Below are 16,476 nucleotides of genomic sequence, written 5' to 3' on the forward strand. Positions count from 1 at the left end.
CATCAATCATGTCCCACCGCCTCCGCCACCTTGACGCTGGCCCGGCGGAAGGACTAACGTCCGCGACGCCGCAAGGCACCGGGGTGTAGCTCAGCCTGGCTAGAGCGCCTGCTTTGGGAGAGCGTGTTCTCCACAGCGCCCCACCTCTGCGGCCGTGGATTTCTTGGCATCAACCCCGTGTCAGCCGGTTTTCACACCACTCTGACCCCTTATGGCCTTCGCGACAGCCTCTGCCGTGATCTCGTGGTCTCCGGTCTGCGCGTGTCCGTAAAGGTCGATCGTGGTACTCGCCAAGGTGTGCCCGAGCATGCTGGAAACCAGATGGACTGGCGTCTGTGCTTTCAGGGCCAGCGTCGCAGTGGTGTGCCGGGCATGGTGCAAGCCGCGGTGAGCGAGCCCGAGAGTTTTCAGGAGCGGCTTCCACATCCGGTTCCCGAAGTTCGATCGCCGGAGAGGCTTTCCCCGCTCCCCGATGAACACCCACGGATTCGCTGCCTGCTTTTCCCGCACGGCGAGTTGACGGCGCTCATGCAGGGCGTCGAGGCATATCTCGGACAGACCGATGGTCCTTTTGCCCGCCGTCGTCTTGGGCTCGCGCTCATGAATGACTCCGGCGACTTCCGATCGCTGCCGTGTGACGGAGATCGTTTTGTCATCCCAGTTGATGTCCTTCCACTGGAGGGCAAACAGCTCTCCCTGGCGGAGGCCGCAGAAGAACGACATCACGAAGAGGGCATACAGCCGATCATTGCGGACAGACGCCAAGATGCGCTGCACCTCTTCGACCGTGAACGGAATGATCGTTGGTCGTGGCATCGACGGGCGTCGCACCCCCGCCGTGAAGTCGTATCCAGTGGCACCCATCTCAATGGCGCCCTTTGCCGCCGCGCGAAGAACAGACAGGGCGATCTGTCGAGTGCGAGCCCCAATCTTCGTCGACTTTCCCTTCCTCTCGACGGTTCTCTCTTTCAGGGACGCCATCCAGCGACTGACCTCGAACGCTGTCAGCTGCGAAAGGTAGTAGTGCCCCAGGTCAGGGATGATGTAGTTGTCGATCGAAAGCCGGTAGGACTGACGCGTCGCCGGCGCCAGTTCAATTGCCTCCATCCAGTTCTGCAGAAACTCCCTCAGAGTCATTCGCCCAACGGAAACGGATCGCTGGCGAACGATTGTCCGCATGGCCTCCAGTTCCTGCAGAGCCTGCTCTCGCGTTGCGGCATATCGCTCAGTTCGCTTCTGCTTGCCATCCAGCAACGTGACGCAGACCCGGGCCACCCAGCGCCCGTCCTTTCGCCTGAAGACAGAGCCATCACCTCGGCGGCCGCGGCTTTTTCGTTTTCGGTTCATCGCTTGTTATGGTCTCCATGTTGTCGAGAACGACCGAGCGTTGAAGAAGCAGGTTATGTCCCCACTTCTTGTGGAAAATCCTGTTGGCGTGGACCTTCGAGCGAAACGTCTCCAGCTCCTGGCCGAAGAACGCCGCGTATTCGGAATCGAGATACCAGTCGGTCCCCTCGAAGGGATTTCTGTTTGACATGGGCGCGCAGGCTCCGTAGCATCACCCGCACGCAAGGCGCGAGTAATTCCTGTGAGAGGGAGTCATTCAGCCGCGTTCGAGATGCCGAGCCGCTCCAGAGGATTGCCGTCCTCTGGAGCTTTTCTTTTGGCCTGACTGCGGCGACGAAGAGTTGTCCGCGCTACGGGAGCGGGCGGGGGCCGACAGCTGGAGGCGCGCGAAGCCGCGCGAGAGAACACCACGGTGGTTCTTCCTTGTTAACGCAAGAGAAGATTTGCGCTGCGCGGTCTTGGCGGACCGCCGCGACGCCGTGGCTGATTGTGTCACGTTGTTTCGGAACGTCAACCTTTCTTCGCAGAACGTTGAGGGTTGTCAACACGCTGTTTTCATAGTCCCGGCTGATCCGCAGCCGTGATCGCCGCGTTACGCTGACTGGTTTGAACCTCTGGAGGGCCTGGAGATGAGTCAGAACACGATAGCGCCAGCCGGGTCGCATCGCGACAAGGTGGCAACCGCCATTGTCTTCGTGATCATGGGCGGGTTCATTGGATGCGGACTGCTCGGCTTTGATGCCGCGCAGCCGCCCGGCACGGGGAACCCGTGGGTCCCGGTGGTTGGCTACGGGGTCATTCTCGTGGCCGCGCTCTTCCTCGGTGTGACGACGTTGAACACGCTCGCCGCCGCCGCGGACTACCTGAAGCAGATCGCCGACCAGCAATCGGCAGCGATCGCGAGAAAGCAGGGTGCAGCCGCTCCACCGAAGGCTCCGTCTGAGGCCGATCGCTTTGCGGACTCGCTCGCCTCTTCGCCGCCCCCCGCCTACAAGGGGCGTGCTCTCGGCAAGCCGGACCTGTAGCCGCACCGGCACGTCCGCCAGGTCGAGGCGGTTGAAGCCGAGGTAGACGACCACGATGAGAGTGTGCATGTTTTGACTTTTGGGTCTTGCGCCAGCGGGGCGTCGTGGTGAGAATCGGGCCGTTCTTTCCAGTTCTCACCGGAGGCCACCATGGGCGTTTCTGTTGCTCGTTCCGAAACCTTCTACCGGGAGTGGCTCATGGGCCGTGGCAAGTGGAATCCTGAAGACTTTGGCATTGCGGACCTGACGCGGGAGCAGGCGATCGACGCTATCTGCAACCAGTTCGCCGACACCTTCCATGGAACGTGGACTGTCGATGAACTGGTCCTTCATCCGGTGGATGCGATTCGGTTTTGCCAGGACGTTCGGTACCGACAGCGGTGGTACGACTGCCCTGACGACATCATCCTGCGATCCCTCATGAGTCGCCGGAAAAACCCGTAGTCCCCGGTTGCGAGCACGAATCCATTCGACCTCCCTCAACGTCAGAGTGATGTTGTCGCCTTCGATGACTCTCTCCCCGTTGGGGGTGGTGAGAATGGGCATAGGACGGTTCCTGAGCAGTGGGCGCACGGGGGCCCGGAGACGACACCGCGGCGAAGTGCGCGCGGCGGGACACGGAGTGAATCAGGGATAGAGAGCGACGCGAGCAGGCGCCGCCGGTGGGTCAGCGTACCCTAGAGAGACGGCCAGAGCTGGCGGGCCTGTAGCATCACAGCATGGGCGCGGAGGAACGCGAGCGACCGGCACAGGTCCGGGTCGGTTCTCCAATCGGTGATCTGGTCATCAACAACGTGGCGCATGGGGTTCCTCCGATCTTCCTCCAAAGGGGAAACGTGATGTGGGTTTCGGGTCCGATCCAAGAAGCCTGAACATCACAGGCGGCGGCAGCGATCCAACGCTGTCATCAGTGCAATACGAGAAGAATGCAGTCCCGGATGAGTCGGGTCAAGGACATTTGGTCAGCAGTGGACAGATTGTAGCCTGATCGCGGGAAACCCAACGTTTCGTCAAGCAGGTCCACAATCACTTGACAGTTTCCATGTGGAGAACGTGTCAAACCTCGATCCCGGCCGCGGCGGTGAAGATGTCGTCGAGGGCCGCTTCTAACCCTGGGACCGCAGCCGCAATCAACTGCAGCATCGGCGAGTCCCGGCGGAACGTGAGAGCGTTGCGATAGGCGATCAGGGCTTCCTCCCCAGCAGACGCGACCGCGGTTTCGACCGCCTCCAGAAACCCCGCGCGGCGGAGGGCGATCTTGGCCTGGAGCGGGGAGACTTCGGCCGGGATGGATGCGGCATCCCAATTCCACGCGGCAAGGATTCCGTTCGCCAGATTCTGCAGCTCTTGGCTGACGCCCTCCGCGAAGTCGATCCGCTCTTTCGACAGACCGACGAAGCCGACCCCTTCACGAGTCAGGAGGCGGGACAGGTCGTCCACCCGTCCCCGAAACTGCAGCATTTCTTCCATCGTCGGGATCATGCGAGCACCTGCCCCCCGACGGTGTAGTAGTAGTAGGTCGAGTTCCCGCTCCCTGTGGCGGATTCGGTGACGTAGTAGACCGCGTAGCCAGTGTTGGCATCGACCGTCATCGTCATCCCGAAGCCTGGGATGATCGTGCTGTTCCAGTCCATCCACTGCGTGTGCGAGGTCGTGACGGAACCAAGGCCAAGGCGAGCCCCCTGCGATCCCGCTCCCGATGCGTTGAACGCTCCGTTGAGCCAGAGCATGGTCGAACTGTGGGCCATGCACGAGACCCACTCCATCGTGTGCGTCGAGGCGTTGTTCCACCCTCGGACCGTCGTGCTGGAGTAGGTGTGGTTCGTGGCGTCCGTGCGATGGAACCGCCTGCTGACGGGGTGCCAGAGATTCGACACGAACCGCTTCGCCAGAGAGTCCTCGGTTGTGCTGGTGCCGGTGGTCCGGATCGTTCCGAGAAGCGTTCCGCGGTTCGCCGCGACCGTTCCGCCCGCCATGACCGGGGTAAAGGACGACGTGTTGACCCAGATACCGTTGAGCAGAGAGACCGCCGCCGAGCGGGTCGTGTCGTTCGTCCAGGCCGGGGCCAGGTCAATCACCGGCGCGCCGCCGGAGTCGTAGGCGAAGACGTCATAGTTCTTCCCCGACGTGAGCCCCGAGAGTGAGCGGCTGAGCTCCGCGAAGGCGTACGGCACCCACAGCGTCCCGTTGTAGATCGAGACGACGTTCCCCCGCCACGGCGTCAGATAGACGGTTGACTTTGCCGCCTGATCGGCTGTGGAGATCGGAACGCCGGTTTCCAGTGTCAGCCGGCCGCACAGGAAGGGAGTCGGATTCGCAAGGGACGCGTTCCCGAGACCCAGGTTGTCCCGAGCGCCGGCCGCCGTAGTCGCGCCGGTGCCCCCTTCCACGATAGGAAGCCCGGACGGCAGGTCGATCTGCGAGAGGAACTCCATCCCTTACCCCAGAATGACGACCTTGAGGGCGTTCGACCCGGGAGCGGCGGCGAGAGTCACCGTTGCCGTCGTCGTGCTGGTCATCTGGATGTCGCAGCCGACGACATTGTCGTTCGAAGCCCGGCGGACCTGGGCGACGAGGTCCTTCGTGCCGAGGTTGTGCGTGATCGTGTAGACCGTGTCCGACCCGTTGCCGAAGGTCGAGATGTAGCGGAGCTTGCGGTTGGCGTAGCCCGCGAGGGTCTCGGGTGTGACGACTCGCGTCTGATCGGTCCCAGCGTCGACCTCCCCCTGGGTTGCGAGCTCGACCTTCCCTTTCACTGTCGTCGAGGCGTCCGGCACCGCCGCATCGAATGAGTCCCAGACGATGTCATCGGTGTCGATCGTCCCGTTGACCTCCGTCTGTCGCCAGCGGGTCTGAGCGTTCGCCGTTCCCTCGTCGACGGTCACGACGGCGTTCTCGAGCTTGTCGAACGTGTCCGCGTCCGGGCACCGGGTCATCGCGGCCGACGACCCGTTGTAGAAGTAGATCCCGTTCTCGCTCTCGTCGGTCTGGCTCTTCACCAGAATCCGGTCGTCTGTCGCCGGCGTGACTCCGTCGATGGTCCCCCCGGGCGAGCTCAGATTGACGTTCCCCGTCGTCGCGAGCCGGACATTGTCCTTCCAGTTCAGGCCTTCAATCTTGGCGTCGACATACGCCTTAGTCGCCGCGTCCTGGGGGTCAACCGGGTTGATGAGGTCTGTCGCCGTTGCGACGTCACCGAAGCTGATGTTCGAAAGCTGGTCCATGGCAGGTTCCTAAAGCAGCCTTGCCGAACCGGCAACGGCGGTGTTGAAAGTGATCGTCAAGGTGTTGAGGGAAACGTTGTGGACCGTGCCCCCCATGATCCCACCACCGACGCGGTAGATCGTGACGTCGGGCCAGTAGCCGAGGTTGTGATTGATCGTCCAGACCTCCGCCGCCGGCGTCTGGGTATGGGTACGGGGAACGATGTTGATCCCGTCACGCCCGCGGGGGCCGCGGTAGGTCTCGACCTCAATTGTCCGTGTGACATCGACGTTGATGACCTTCGCGACAGGCTCGACCGTGACGCCCCCCTGCACGATGACTTCCGTCACGCGCGGGCGAGGCTCAACGGTCGTGTCGCAGTCGCTCATGAGGGATCAGCGGAGGTGGGGAGGATGACGAAGTTGCGGCGCGTCCATTCCTTCCAGCGGGGCGGATCTTCCTGTACCTGCTCTTGGACGATCAGAGTCCCCTGGTCGTAGGACGTACCGAAGGTCTCCTCCTCGTACTGGAAACTGACGCGGCCGACCCCCTTCCGCTCTTCCTCGGTCGCGCCGTCCGGGTTCGGGGCGATGTACTCGGCCTCATAGTCAGTCAGTGCCGTATGTCGCGTCTTTCCGTCGAGGCTCTGAACGATCAGCCGCGCGCCGATCCACTCCTCCGTGTTGAGTGGCACGCCGTCCTCCCGAAGGCCGAAAACGATCTCATCGACCGTCAGGCGGGGGATCTGTTCCAGTCCGCAGCAGGCACAGCAACTCATACCCACTCCTCCGGTCCGCTGTAGTGGCGGCAGACGATCGACCAGTCGACGACCGCGGCGAGCTCGGCATCCCAGGCGGCATAGAAACTCGGGTCGTACCATGCAGACCCGCGATGGTTCGCGAAGGGGTGCTGCGAGAGGTACGGAGACCGGATCAGCATGCAGCCGAAGCCGCTGCCGTTGATCTCGTCGACGCCCTTCCCCTCCTCGCCGTCGCGGACGTTCTCCCCCGCCTCCCGCTGAATGTGCCAGTGCCGATCGTCGTGGTGGCGGGTCCGGTAGGCGGCCGTGACGAGGTCGATAACCGGACCGACCCGCCGCATCAGCCGTTCGATCACGTCAGCCGGCGGGAGGATGTCGTCCTCCAGGCAGAGGCTCCACGGCGTCGTCAGGCCGCGGGTGAGCTTCGCCCAGGCACGAGCGACGGCGAGGTTGACCTCTTGCCCGTTCTGCCGGCGGGGGGCATCTGCGACGCCCTGGGGGCCGACAGCCTGCCGGATGTGGCGGACGTCGGTGTAGCCGCTCCGGCCGATCCACTCCGCGACCGCCCGGGAGAAGTCCGCGTCCTGGGAGGAGTCGAGCAACCGGAGCTCGATCTGGTCGTGCGGCCACGTCTGGCGGTCGAGCCAGGCGAAGAGTTGTTCCCACGCCCAGAGGCGACCGGCGAGGGGGATCAGGATCGTGATCGTCTCCGTCGAGGCCGAGGCGAGCTCATACCAGCTCTTGCACCGGACCTTCGTCAGCATCGAGCCGTCCGGGTGGCGGCGGTAGCGGTAGATCGCGGGGGACTTCCGCCCATGCCAGCCATAGCGGAGGATCTGCCGCCACAGCCACCAGTCTTCGTGAGCGGACGGTTTCAGGTGCTCCTCGAAGACCTGGGCGAGTTCGAGTGCCTGCCGGCGGACGACCGATCCCGCATGCAGGTGGTTCTGCCGGTCGATCCAGTACGGGTCCACCCATTCATGGAAGTCCGTCCGGCCAGTCACGTCGCCGAATCGTTCCATGTCGCTGTAGACGATCCCGACTTTCGGCTCCTCGTCGAGGATCTTGCACGCCTCCGAGAGGTAGTCCGGGGGGAGGACGTCGTCCGCATCGAGGAAGCAGACGTTCGCCGCGCGGGTGAGAGCGAAGCCGGCCCCGCGGGTGGCGTGGACGTTCCGATGCTCGACCCGGATGTACTTGACTTGGTGGTACCGGGCGGCCACCTCCGCTGTGTCGTCCTCGCTGGCGTCGTCCACCACGATGATCTCAGCCGGGTTGGCCGCGATCGCCGACTCAATGCACTCCGCCAGGAACCGTCCGTAGTTGTGACAGGGGATGACGATGGCGACGTCGTTCCAGGCGGGGAGCGTCTTCTCCTTGACCTCGGCCGGCAGGAACCCGGTCACGAAACCGCTGATCGACAGGGCCAGTTGCATCGCCAGCGTCTCCGGCTTGCCCTCCGCCTGCAGGATCGCCGCTTCGATGTGGATCCGGGTGACGGTGTCGAACGACGGAAGCCAGACGATCCCCTTCGACGCTGCGTTCTCCTTCACGCGGTCGAGGATCCAGTCGATGTTCGCCCGGCAGCCGACCGGACCCCACTCGTCCATCTTCGCCGCGACGGAGTTGCACCGGCCGCACGTCTCCGAGAAGCCGACCTGCTTGTATCGCTTCTTGAGGAAGAACCCCGGACCGTTCGCCGGGCGCGGCGGCACGTTCCGTCGCCGGCGGCTGTGAACGACTTCCCCGGGCATCAAGCCTGATTGCATGGTTGCTCCAGATACGGCAGGCCAGTGATATCGCCGGGGTCCTCACACTCTTCGCAGCCGTCCGGGCAGGGAGTCACGAGGTACATGTACCGCAGGCGGAGCGACGCGAAGCCGTCAGCACAGGCTCCGATCACGACGTCGTACTCCGCGGAGGCGTTCTCCGGGATCGTGGGTTCCAAGTCCGCAATCGCGTTGTCGATCCCCTCCTGCTGCGGAACGCCATCGACACAGACGACCTGAACATTGGACGTGAAGGCTTCCTCCCACCGGCAGGTTGCCGTCGGCGGGCAGCTCCCGGCCTCCGTCTCCTCGCCGCTGCAGGTCGATCCAGGCGCCCCGCTGTTCGTCACCTTGGGGAGCGAGATGCCTTTGATCTGGACGATGCCCGCCCGCTCAGCCGCGTCAATTCCCGGGTCGTATGCGGGGTTCACGCTGCCCTGATACGACCACGCGGTTTCTCCGGGCACAGTTGACACGAGGGCCAAGAAAAAGCCTGTGTTGCCCTCTATGGTCGAGTTGATCGACTTCACGGCGAAGAGGTAGTTGTTGAGGTCCCCCTCCACGAGCGAGTAGCCGTTTTGGGCCTCCATGTCCTCCTCTGTGTCGTACCAGTATTTCGTCTGGCTGGTCAGGGACCTTCCGTTGTCGAACCAATCCGCCCGGAGTTCGAGCGTCGGCTCCTGGCACCAGTTCTCCGACTCCTGCCCCTCGTAGGACGGCGTGCCCCCCTCGCCCTCGTGGAGCACGTAGTAGCGGTAGAGCCGCGGGTTCTGACCCTCCCCGGTGCAGAACTCTTCGTATTCGCACAGATCCTTATCGATGAACGTAGCCGCCGCGAAGACCTCCCCGGGACCGGCTTCGACGAAGAGCCAGACCAGCGTCGTCGAGTCCTCGAACTTGTAGGCGTTGCAGTTCCCACCGCGGGGGAGGCGGAGGTTCGCGGGGAAGCCCGGGACAGAGATTCCCTTGATGTCCGGGCACTCGCCGGCGGAGCTCATCCAGAAGTTGGGATCGTCGACCGGCACGACCCAGTTGTCGCACGCCCCGACCCGCTGGAGGGTGATCTTCTTCCCGGCCACACCAATCAGCTTCTCGGTGTACTCCCCGCCGGTCGGGGTGTAGCTGTAGAAGGCCCCATCCGGGACCGTCATCTCGTAGGCTTCGGGCGGATCCTGCGGGCAGGACCAGCAGGTGTAGAACGGGAGCCGCAGCGTCGGCGTCACACAGATTTCGCAGACCGCCGGGGGCTCGACGTTCCGGAAGTCCTTCAGCGTCCCCTTCCATACGCCGTTGCACCGCAGACCACACGCGGGGGTCAGGCAGTACTCGACGTAGATTTCCGGGGCGTTCGGGTACTCGACCGAGCGCCGCCGCAACTTGATCGTGAGCGCCCGCCGGTCGACCTCCCACCGGTAGTCGTCATGGACTGGCTCCGGCGCCTCTTCCCCCTCCCACTCCTCCTCCGGCGGGATGTAGTCCGGCCCTGCAAACCAGTTCGAGACCCAGAGGCATTCCCCGGAATACTTGAGAGTGACGAGCGACGAGGCGGCCGACCACAGGATCTTCTCCAAGGCATCCGGCCAGCGGACCCACCACGCCGGCGGATACATGTACCGCGTCTTGTTGATGCAGCCGCATTCCGGCTTGCAGTCGTGGTTCGCTGTGCCGTCGAGGGAGTCGCCGCAGCCGCAGCCCTGGGAGGCGAAGGGCAGGCCGAAGTAGTTGACGTCGAAGGAGAAGATCTCCCACTGGCCCTTCCGCGGTGGGTCCTCCCCTTTCTGGGAGGAGATCTCCATCCCTGGCGTCCAGTAGATGATGAACGGCTCGCCGGTGTCGACGTCGCCATTGCGGGCGTAGGCGTCGACCTGCATGCCCTCAACGCCGTTGATCTGGACCTTTCCGTAGTAGCCCTTCGTGATCGGCTGAATCGCGTGAGCGAGCGCCGGCGGATCGTCGTACGGGACCACGTTGGACCGGCCGGGCGCTTCACCTCGCTGCCGGCTCCGCGCCATGTCGGCCAGCTCGTTACCCAGAGACTCTCCGAAGATGACTCCTCTCTTCTTCATCCGACCAGCACCTCAATCGGGGCGAAGTCGGCGAGGGGGTAGTTGCCCCGATAGATGTAGTTCGGCTCAGGCTTCTCCGTGTCGCTGTTCAGTTCGACGGTGTTGCCACCTTCTGGGGACAGCCACTGCGGTGTAGACACGCGGCGGTTTCCGAACATGAAGGGGACCAAGTCATCGGTACCAGCGTCCAGGTAGTCCATTCCGACGTTGGCGAACTCCGTGTCCCAGTTGATCGCGCGGCGGTATTTTCCAACGTCCGCAAAGGAGTCGATAAAGTGTTCCGCGGTGACGTCGGTCCACGTGTCACCCGACTTCTGCTCGTCGAGGCTCATGACCACCGTTTCCCCGTCGACTTCTGCCTCGGGGCCGGCCACTTCTCCGAGCCTGAGAATCCGATAGCCCGTGATGATGTCGAGCATCCAGCGGACTTCGACGAAGCTGTAGTCGTTCTCCGTCAGTTGCTCCGAGATGCTGATCGGAATGAGGCGGGCGGAGCGCCGCGGGAAAACCCGCTGGAGGCTATGACCGACGAAGATCGAGCTCTCGTTGATGCAGTCCCCGAGTCCGGTCCAAGACGTGGCCCGACTGAACCACCAGTCCGGCACGTTGTCGAAGTTCTTTCGGAACGACAGTTGAAGGCGGCTGATCTCGATCGCCGGAGGCGGGTCCAGGGGGACATTCGCCGCGTTCTGATACGCCTTGCCGTATCGGTCGACCGGCGGAACATAGACCTGTGCGACTCGATTCCCCTCCATGATCGTCGGCCGGTCGAGGGGATTCCGGAACGCGATCTTGTCCTCTTCCCGCTGGGAGAGGGGGCCGTTCGAATAACTGGCCGTCGCGACGAAGAGCCCCTTGTCTCGGTCCGCGTTCGGGTTGACGCTGACTTCCCGGCACCACGCGGTCGACTTCGGATGGGTGGCCCCGCGGGAGACGCCTGTCGCCTCCAGTGCGGCCCGGACGTCCGTTGGATCGTCCTCATCAATCGCATCGCTGTAGATGTGAAAGACCCGCGTCAGATCCTCCTGCTGAAGGGAGAACTTGCCGGTGTACCGGAACAACTCTTTTATCCAGAGGATGGCCATTATCGGTCGATCACCCCCACGACGCCGGCGTCTTCCCAGAAGGAGCCCATTTCCTTGGCGGCGTCGGTTACCGTCGAAGCAAAGTCCCGGACCTCCTGGCTGTACTTCTCCTGAGCCGTCATGACGTCGACCATCTTGTCGATCAGCTTTTTCTGCTCGCTCTCCGCGTTCATGCGGTTCCGCGCAGAGGCTTCCTCGACGGTTCCGCGGACCATCGCTTGGGCGAGCATCGGCTGGCCCTGCTGCTGCTGAATGTCTCGGGCAAGGGACATACGGACCTGATCCTGGGAGAGCAGACCGGCGGACTGCATCTTCAGGAGATCGCGGGTTCGCGCGCGTATCGCCTCATCCGGAGTCCGTAGGGAGTCCTGTATCGACTTCGCCTCCAAGGACATCTTCTGCATGACCTGTCCGAAGACGCGGCCTTGCTCGATGACGAGATCGACCTTCTCTCGACGGAGCTTGTTTTCGAGCTCCATCAACCGCAGGTCTTTGACGGTCACTCCATATTCAGCAGCCTGCCAATAGAGAGCCGCTGTTTCCGCCTGGGCGTCCGCCAGAACTTGCTTGAGGTTGCCTGTTTCGCCTTTCGAGAACTCCAACGCTGCCGATGCTCTCTGGGCCTGCGTGGCCTCCAGTGCAAGCCGCGCTGAGGCAGCCGAAGCATCTAGGGCGGCACGCTCTTTTTGGAGTGCGGCAAGCTCTTCTGTCATTCGCGGCTTGTTGGCAGCCTCGTTGATCTGTGCGACGCGGAGTGCCTCACCAGACAAAGCCCCCTGCTCATAGGCGGGTCGCCAATCTAGCGAGTCGATCGCCCCTTGCCGCTTCTTGATGAGTTCCCCAAACCGACGAGACGACTCCTCTTGAACCCGTAGGGACTGCTGCTCCTGCTTGTAGCTGTCCGTGAAGTCTCTGCCCCGCTTGCTCCAGAGTTCCGAAACCTTCTGCGCGGCCTGAGTGGCGGCGGCCGTCTTCTCGACCTCGTCTTTGGTCTTGCTCCATGCCACCCCGAGTTGAACCGCGGCCACGGTCAAGGCGCCGACGGTTCCTGCCATCGGGTTCACCAACGACAGCATCTGGATCAGGTTGTTCCCACCGGCCATAATCCCGCCGGCGATGCCGTTCAACTGTGCCCCAACGACGGCATCCTGTAGACCGATGGCCCCCTGCTGGGCGATGAATCCGAGCGGCATCCCCCCGCCCGATCGGCTGGACATCGCCGAATTCCGCTTGGCGAGAGAGATCGCCTGCGAGAGTTGCAGTTCGGTGATCAGGCCCTGATTGCGGAGCGCCTGCAGCCGTCCCGTCTCCTTCTCCAAGAGTTCGGCTCGACTCATCAGTGACAACTTGACCTGCGCGGCCTGCTGTGCCATGGCCATCTGCTTGGCCACATTTCGGTCATCGATGCGGTTCTGGTTCTCCTTGAACTGAGAGATCAACCGTTCCTGCTGAAGGTTGTGCGAGATCACCGCCGCCCGCTGATCCTTCTCCCGCTGCTGATACTGCTGGATCAGATCGGCCTGCTTCTCGTTGTGGATGCGGTTCGCCTGCCGGCGGGCTTCCTCCTGCTTCGCCAGCTGCTGGACGGCCTGCCGCTCTGCTTCGGCCTGCGCCTTCGCGGCTGCGGCGGCTTCCGCGGCGGCCCGCGCCTTTGCATCCTTCTCCGCCTGCGCGGCGGCAACTGCCGCATCCCGCGCCGCGGCCTCCTGGGCAACCTTCTGGGCTGCTGCCTCGGTCTGCGCCTTCTTCACGCTCTCAATCTGGGCGTGAGCCTGCTGGAACCGCTGGACCAGTTCCGGCGATGCTCCGGCCGCTAGGAACTTCTCAGACGCCATCTGAGCGGCAGACATCTCGCCCGAGAGAATCTTGGCCTGGGCTTCGACCTGCGCGAGGGCTTTTACGAGGCCGGAAGAGAAGTCGGCCTTTCCAGCGTTCTCGAGCCCCTGCAGACTGGCAGCCCCCTTGTTGACCCCGAGGACAAAGTCATCGAAGTCGCTGCCGGCCTTCCAGACGATGTCGTTGTTGCCCGCCGGCATCGGGTTTCACCTTTCCTCGGCTGCGGCCTTGGCGGTACATCGCCAGGACTCGTTTGACGTCCTCCACCGACTGCTGTTGTGGAGGCTTCTCGATGGCCTTCGCCGTCGCAGGGACCGCGGCGAACGTCGGATCCCAGAACAGCTTTTCCGATCCCTCACGGCCGGCGAGGGCTGACGTCTGGGCCGCCCGCCAGTCGGCTCGCTCTTCGCCCCACGGGTCCACCCGTTCCATCGCCAGCAGCTGCTCGAACCGCTCCGGCCCCATCAGGGCTGCGAGGGCGTCGATATCCCACGGCAGGTAGGGGGTCCCGATGTGCCACGTCGGGTACGTCCGGGTCAGCTTCCAGAGGAAGCGGTATCGGACGCTGAGTCGGGCTTTTTTGCGGTCTCGGTGTCGCCCTCCCCGGCCGCTTCATCGATCCGGCTCAAGCGGCGCGCCTTGACGAAGATCGGCTCCGTCACGCTCGCGTCGAGGGCGATCAGCGCCGGCAGGTCGTCCGGGGAGAAGATCCGCTGGCCGTCGTCTCCAACGACCGAGAGGAGGATCAGCCGCGGGGACCGCTCGTTGAACACCTCGGGCAGGAACTTCCCGTCGGCGCCATGGCGATCGGAGTAGTAGGCCGTCTTCTCCGGCTCGGTCAGGGACTGGATCCGGACTTCGCCGAGGGTCGGGACCGTGACCGTGTCGTATCGGCGGGCTCCGGCGGCGAAGAACTGCTCTTTGGTCAGCACGTCAGGGGCTCAGGGTTGGAGGAAGGGGGCGGGCCGCGCGGCTCAGGCGAACGTCGGCAGGCTGTCGAGGCTAATGGTCAGCGAGCCCTTGAGAGCCTGCCCCTGCTGCACGTTGCGGGGGAAGTCGACCAGCGTTCCCTCGAAGGAGGTCACTTCGTTGTCCTCGTCGTCGACGATCGTCCACGGCAGGGACTCCGGGGCCCCGAGCTTCTGGCGGAGAGCCAGGTGGGTCGCGTCGGCCGCGTTGGTGAACACCTCCGCCGTCACGTCGCCCGGGTCAGAGATGCCGATGTTCAGCTTCTCGACGAACGTCGAGTCGAGGTCCGGCGTTTCCACGCGAACCGGCTTCGGGGAGGGCTCCTTGATCGAGACCACCCCCATGACCTGCACCGGACCAGCGCCCAGGTCCACCTTGAGCTTCCAGTTCTGAGAGGTCTGCTTCGTCAGCGACATGGTTCAAACTCCAACGCACGAACGGGGGGACTACTGGATGCTCGACAGAGAGCCGCGGAACGCCTTGTCGAGGTCGCCGAACACGACCTCTTCGAACTTGAGACGGGCCTGGACGATGGTGGCGTCGACGCCCTGCTGAACGAACGGGTACTTCGTGACTCGACCGCGGAACCGGACTGGCTTTCCGGTCCCTCTGGTGCCGTAGATCGACCAGCGGCGTTTGACCTGCTGCCGGAGGGTTTTCATCCCCGAGTACCTGTCGACCGTGCCGACCGCGAGGAAGATTCCAGTGGGCCGGTAGGAGCCGCGCTTCTTGCCGACCCCAATCCCGACCTTCATCTCGATCTCACGGCCGACGCCGAGTTGCTTGACGCTGGAGCCGATCGCCTTCGTGATCGACTCGCGGGAGTGACCGTCCGTCTTCGTTGGCGGGACCGCCTTCCTGATCCCGCGCGCCATGATCGTTCCGGCGGCTCGGAGACCCCGCTTTGCGATCTTCATCGCCTGATTGGGCTTTGCCATCTCCTGTAGGATCTTGAGGCTTTCCCGGACCCCCAGGGTTTGTGTCTCGAACGTCGGCATCAGGTCACACCGGCGGTGAACATCACGTCGTACCGGAGGGAGATGTAGAAGCCGTGCGACTCATCCCCGTCGTCCTGGGGCGGCTCGTACCCTCGCGCGGGACCGCGCCGCAGACAGTGCTGAATCTGGGTCCCGGCGACTGTCCCGCGGTAGTTGTTCAGGATGGTGTCGACGGCGTTCGCGATCTCGACCGTTGTCTCTCGCTTCGCCCCGACGCAGATGACCAGCATCTGTGCCGTGCCGTCCCCGTTGACTCCATCGAGGTCCGGGAGGGTGTCCTCGTCGGCGACCTCCAGAACAATGAACGGGGGCGTGTCCTTGATCCGGCAGGCGTCCGGCCGAATCTTCTGGCCGATCTTCGTCTCGGCCCCCTTGGGGCTCGTCTCGGTGATGTTCCGGACGGCGTCGACCTCGAGAAGCGTCTGGATGACCTTCTGGAGGGGGGCAATCTGCGTCGTCATGCCGCCCCCTTGACTTCCATCGCTCTGATCTCGATCTCGGCGTTGTCCTCGGTCGTGAAGACGCTGCCGACGTTCCAGTACCGGTTCCTCCAGACGAGTCGCCACGTCTGGTCGATGCATCGCGTATCCGGGTCGTTGATGACCGTCACGCGGATGGTGTTCTCGCGGGTGATTCGGCGGCCTTCCTCGGACTCGCTCCCCTCTTGGGGGACGATCCGGGCCCAGCGCGGGAACTGGTCCTCAAATCGGGTCTCCTGCTCCTCGCCGGCCGCCTGAGACGTGATCGGCTTCTGGAACATGGGCCGTTCGCGCCGCTGTCCCGCGGGGGTCATGGAGCCCTCCACGAAATCCGGCGGATGAACGAGCGGTAGCTGTCTTCGATGTTCTTCGGGACGTCCCCGACGATCTCGCGGTTCTGATACCAGAAGCCGACGAGCATCAGGGCGGCCTGCTTGGCCATCGGCGGCACCTCGGCTTCCGAGTATCCCCCGGTGTAGGCGATCTGGACGCACTCGGACTGCCGGCGGACTGTCGGATAGGACTGCCCGAAGGCAGGGGTGATTCGTGGTGGGAGGGAACTCAGTCCGACGATGTAGAGTTCCGGGTCCCAGGTCTGTCGGACGCCGTTCGTGTCGAGGTAGGTGATCCCGGTGACCTCGGCGATGGGGAACCGCTCGACGAAGATCGGGCAGCCTCCCCCGGGGAACCGGTCGAGGTTGAGTACCCCCTCCTGCGGTCGAAGGAAGAGGCTCGTCTCGTCCTCGATCATCTTCGTGGCCGTCGCCAGCCATTCGAGGAGGTCGGCATCCTCGGAGGCAGAATCCACTCGGCACTGCCGCCGGAGCCGGGCCGCATCCACGATCGAAGCCGTCGGGGCCTCGGTCGTGACGTAGGCGGCGTTGAGCTCCAGGGCGTTCATTGGTTCTCCGGTCGGGGGCCTCGGTCTCGGTAACACG

Annotated in this window: 21 protein-coding genes; 2 read left to right on the plus strand and 19 right to left on the minus strand. The window is 63.8% G+C overall.

Annotation, left to right across the window (positions count from 1 at the left end):
• Positions 1 to 180: 180 nt before the first annotated feature.
• Together VT03_RS20755 and VT03_RS33690 are read right to left on the minus strand one after the other, a co-directional pair.
• A complete protein-coding gene (locus VT03_RS20755; RefSeq protein WP_082846392.1) occupies positions 181 to 1,347 on the minus strand; it encodes a tyrosine-type recombinase/integrase in 1,167 nt (388 codons plus the stop codon).
• Positions 1,310 to 1,537 (minus strand): hypothetical protein, encoded by a 228-nt coding sequence (locus VT03_RS33690; RefSeq protein WP_075094756.1) that lies wholly within the window; start codon positions 1,535 to 1,537, stop codon positions 1,310 to 1,312. Before VT03_RS33690 ends, VT03_RS20755 begins: the two co-directional genes overlap by 38 nt.
• A gap of 439 nt (positions 1,538 to 1,976) precedes the next feature.
• Here VT03_RS33690 and VT03_RS20765 point away from each other — a divergent pair, with 439 nt between their 5' ends.
• Entirely contained in the window at positions 1,977 to 2,372 is a 396-nt protein-coding gene (locus VT03_RS20765; protein ID WP_075094757.1) for a hypothetical protein, read from the plus strand.
• A 150-nt stretch (positions 2,373 to 2,522) separates the two neighbouring features.
• On the plus strand, positions 2,523 to 2,816 hold the full coding sequence (locus tag VT03_RS20770) for a hypothetical protein (protein ID WP_075094758.1): 294 nt from the start codon (positions 2,523 to 2,525) through the stop codon (positions 2,814 to 2,816).
• Positions 2,817 to 3,049: 233 nt separating this feature from the next.
• On the opposite strand, the gene VT03_RS34995 is transcribed toward VT03_RS20770, so the two are convergent.
• The 17 genes from VT03_RS34995 to VT03_RS20850 all read right to left on the minus strand — a co-directional run bounded on the left by VT03_RS34995 (position 3,050) and on the right by VT03_RS20850 (position 16,439).
• On the minus strand, positions 3,050 to 3,175 hold the full coding sequence (locus VT03_RS34995) for a hypothetical protein (RefSeq protein WP_255378405.1): 126 nt from the start codon (positions 3,173 to 3,175) through the stop codon (positions 3,050 to 3,052).
• A 253-nt stretch (positions 3,176 to 3,428) separates the two neighbouring features.
• The gene (locus VT03_RS20775) at positions 3,429 to 3,854 is read right to left on the minus strand and encodes a hypothetical protein (protein WP_075094759.1); all 426 of its coding nucleotides are present in this window, start codon (positions 3,852 to 3,854) and stop codon (positions 3,429 to 3,431) included.
• Positions 3,851 to 4,807: a hypothetical protein gene (locus VT03_RS20780; RefSeq protein WP_075094760.1), complete on the minus strand. Its 957-nt coding sequence runs from the start codon at positions 4,805 to 4,807 to the stop codon at positions 3,851 to 3,853. The genes VT03_RS20775 and VT03_RS20780 overlap by 4 nt, the downstream gene beginning before the upstream one ends.
• A 3-nt stretch (positions 4,808 to 4,810) precedes the next feature.
• Positions 4,811 to 5,596, minus strand: coding sequence for a hypothetical protein (locus VT03_RS20785; protein ID WP_075094761.1), 786 nt, complete (start codon positions 5,594 to 5,596; stop codon positions 4,811 to 4,813).
• A 9-nt stretch (positions 5,597 to 5,605) separates the two neighbouring features.
• Positions 5,606 to 5,965, minus strand: coding sequence for a hypothetical protein (locus tag VT03_RS20790; protein ID WP_075094762.1), 360 nt, complete (start codon positions 5,963 to 5,965; stop codon positions 5,606 to 5,608).
• Complete coding sequence (locus VT03_RS20795; RefSeq protein ID WP_075094763.1) at positions 5,962 to 6,354, minus strand: hypothetical protein; 393 nt, start codon at positions 6,352 to 6,354, stop codon at positions 5,962 to 5,964. The genes VT03_RS20790 and VT03_RS20795 overlap by 4 nt, the downstream gene beginning before the upstream one ends.
• Positions 6,351 to 8,105 carry a glycosyltransferase family 2 protein gene (locus VT03_RS20800; protein WP_082846393.1) on the minus strand — a complete coding sequence of 585 codons (1,755 nt, stop codon included), beginning with the start codon at positions 8,103 to 8,105 and terminating at the stop codon, positions 6,351 to 6,353. Before VT03_RS20800 ends, VT03_RS20795 begins: the two co-directional genes overlap by 4 nt.
• Positions 8,090 to 10,171, minus strand: a complete 2,082-nt coding sequence (locus VT03_RS20805) for a hypothetical protein (protein WP_075094765.1) — start codon at positions 10,169 to 10,171, stop codon at positions 8,090 to 8,092. The genes VT03_RS20800 and VT03_RS20805 overlap by 16 nt, the downstream gene beginning before the upstream one ends.
• Positions 10,168 to 11,256, minus strand: a complete 1,089-nt coding sequence (locus VT03_RS20810; protein ID WP_075094766.1) for a hypothetical protein — start codon at positions 11,254 to 11,256, stop codon at positions 10,168 to 10,170. The genes VT03_RS20805 and VT03_RS20810 overlap by 4 nt, the downstream gene beginning before the upstream one ends.
• Entirely contained in the window at positions 11,256 to 13,007 is a 1,752-nt protein-coding gene (locus tag VT03_RS20815; protein ID WP_156514658.1) for a hypothetical protein, read from the minus strand. Before VT03_RS20815 ends, VT03_RS20810 begins: the two co-directional genes overlap by 1 nt.
• A 232-nt stretch (positions 13,008 to 13,239) precedes the next feature.
• Positions 13,240 to 13,557 (minus strand): hypothetical protein, encoded by a 318-nt coding sequence (locus tag VT03_RS20820; RefSeq protein WP_075094768.1) that lies wholly within the window; start codon positions 13,555 to 13,557, stop codon positions 13,240 to 13,242.
• A 71-nt stretch (positions 13,558 to 13,628) separates the two neighbouring features.
• Positions 13,629 to 14,024 (minus strand): hypothetical protein, encoded by a 396-nt coding sequence (locus VT03_RS20825; protein ID WP_075094769.1) that lies wholly within the window; start codon positions 14,022 to 14,024, stop codon positions 13,629 to 13,631.
• Between the two features lie 42 nt (positions 14,025 to 14,066).
• Complete coding sequence (locus tag VT03_RS20830) at positions 14,067 to 14,477, minus strand: hypothetical protein (protein ID WP_075094770.1); 411 nt, start codon at positions 14,475 to 14,477, stop codon at positions 14,067 to 14,069.
• Positions 14,478 to 14,507: 30 nt separating this feature from the next.
• A complete protein-coding gene (locus VT03_RS20835; protein WP_075094771.1) occupies positions 14,508 to 15,059 on the minus strand; it encodes an HK97 gp10 family phage protein in 552 nt (183 codons plus the stop codon).
• Positions 15,059 to 15,520: a hypothetical protein gene (locus tag VT03_RS20840; protein WP_075094772.1), complete on the minus strand. Its 462-nt coding sequence runs from the start codon at positions 15,518 to 15,520 to the stop codon at positions 15,059 to 15,061. Before VT03_RS20840 ends, VT03_RS20835 begins: the two co-directional genes overlap by 1 nt.
• Positions 15,517 to 15,852: a head-tail adaptor protein gene (locus VT03_RS20845; protein ID WP_082846394.1), complete on the minus strand. Its 336-nt coding sequence runs from the start codon at positions 15,850 to 15,852 to the stop codon at positions 15,517 to 15,519. The genes VT03_RS20840 and VT03_RS20845 overlap by 4 nt, the downstream gene beginning before the upstream one ends.
• Entirely contained in the window at positions 15,849 to 16,439 is a 591-nt protein-coding gene (locus VT03_RS20850; protein WP_075094774.1) for a head-tail connector protein, read from the minus strand. Before VT03_RS20850 ends, VT03_RS20845 begins: the two co-directional genes overlap by 4 nt.
• Positions 16,440 to 16,476 lie beyond the last annotated feature (37 nt).

Source organism: Planctomyces sp. SH-PL14, assembly GCF_001610835.1.
GTDB lineage: Bacteria > Planctomycetota > Planctomycetia > Planctomycetales > Planctomycetaceae > Planctomyces_A.

What these genes read in the sequence shown, in the direction of transcription:
- VT03_RS20830 (WP_075094770.1), bottom strand. Translation starts at nt 14,477, where the DNA reads ATGTCGCTGACGAAGCAGACCTCTCAGAACTGGAAGCTCAAGGTGGAC.
- VT03_RS33690 (WP_075094756.1), bottom strand. Translation starts at nt 1,537, where the DNA reads ATGTCAAACAGAAATCCCTTCGAGGGGACCGACTGGTATCTCGATTCC.
- VT03_RS20810 (WP_075094766.1), bottom strand. Translation starts at nt 11,256, where the DNA reads ATGGCCATCCTCTGGATAAAAGAGTTGTTCCGGTACACCGGCAAGTTC.
- VT03_RS20795 (WP_075094763.1), bottom strand. Translation starts at nt 6,354, where the DNA reads ATGAGTTGCTGTGCCTGCTGCGGACTGGAACAGATCCCCCGCCTGACG.
- VT03_RS20780 (WP_075094760.1), bottom strand. Translation starts at nt 4,807, where the DNA reads ATGGAGTTCCTCTCGCAGATCGACCTGCCGTCCGGGCTTCCTATCGTG.
- VT03_RS20765 (WP_075094757.1), top strand. Translation starts at nt 1,977, where the DNA reads ATGAGTCAGAACACGATAGCGCCAGCCGGGTCGCATCGCGACAAGGTG.
- VT03_RS34995 (WP_255378405.1), bottom strand. Translation starts at nt 3,175, where the DNA reads ATGCGCCACGTTGTTGATGACCAGATCACCGATTGGAGAACCGACCCG.
- VT03_RS20805 (WP_075094765.1), bottom strand. Translation starts at nt 10,171, where the DNA reads ATGAAGAAGAGAGGAGTCATCTTCGGAGAGTCTCTGGGTAACGAGCTG.
- VT03_RS20845 (WP_082846394.1), bottom strand. Translation starts at nt 15,852, where the DNA reads ATGACCCCCGCGGGACAGCGGCGCGAACGGCCCATGTTCCAGAAGCCG.
- VT03_RS20800 (WP_082846393.1), bottom strand. Translation starts at nt 8,105, where the DNA reads ATGCAATCAGGCTTGATGCCCGGGGAAGTCGTTCACAGCCGCCGGCGA.
- VT03_RS20785 (WP_075094761.1), bottom strand. Translation starts at nt 5,596, where the DNA reads ATGGACCAGCTTTCGAACATCAGCTTCGGTGACGTCGCAACGGCGACA.
- VT03_RS20770 (WP_075094758.1), top strand. Translation starts at nt 2,523, where the DNA reads ATGGGCGTTTCTGTTGCTCGTTCCGAAACCTTCTACCGGGAGTGGCTC.
- VT03_RS20835 (WP_075094771.1), bottom strand. Translation starts at nt 15,059, where the DNA reads ATGCCGACGTTCGAGACACAAACCCTGGGGGTCCGGGAAAGCCTCAAG.
- VT03_RS20790 (WP_075094762.1), bottom strand. Translation starts at nt 5,965, where the DNA reads ATGAGCGACTGCGACACGACCGTTGAGCCTCGCCCGCGCGTGACGGAA.
- VT03_RS20820 (WP_075094768.1), bottom strand. Translation starts at nt 13,557, where the DNA reads ATGGGGCCGGAGCGGTTCGAGCAGCTGCTGGCGATGGAACGGGTGGAC.
- VT03_RS20755 (WP_082846392.1), bottom strand. Translation starts at nt 1,347, where the DNA reads ATGAACCGAAAACGAAAAAGCCGCGGCCGCCGAGGTGATGGCTCTGTC.
- VT03_RS20840 (WP_075094772.1), bottom strand. Translation starts at nt 15,520, where the DNA reads ATGACGACGCAGATTGCCCCCCTCCAGAAGGTCATCCAGACGCTTCTC.
- VT03_RS20850 (WP_075094774.1), bottom strand. Translation starts at nt 16,439, where the DNA reads ATGAACGCCCTGGAGCTCAACGCCGCCTACGTCACGACCGAGGCCCCG.
- VT03_RS20775 (WP_075094759.1), bottom strand. Translation starts at nt 3,854, where the DNA reads ATGATCCCGACGATGGAAGAAATGCTGCAGTTTCGGGGACGGGTGGAC.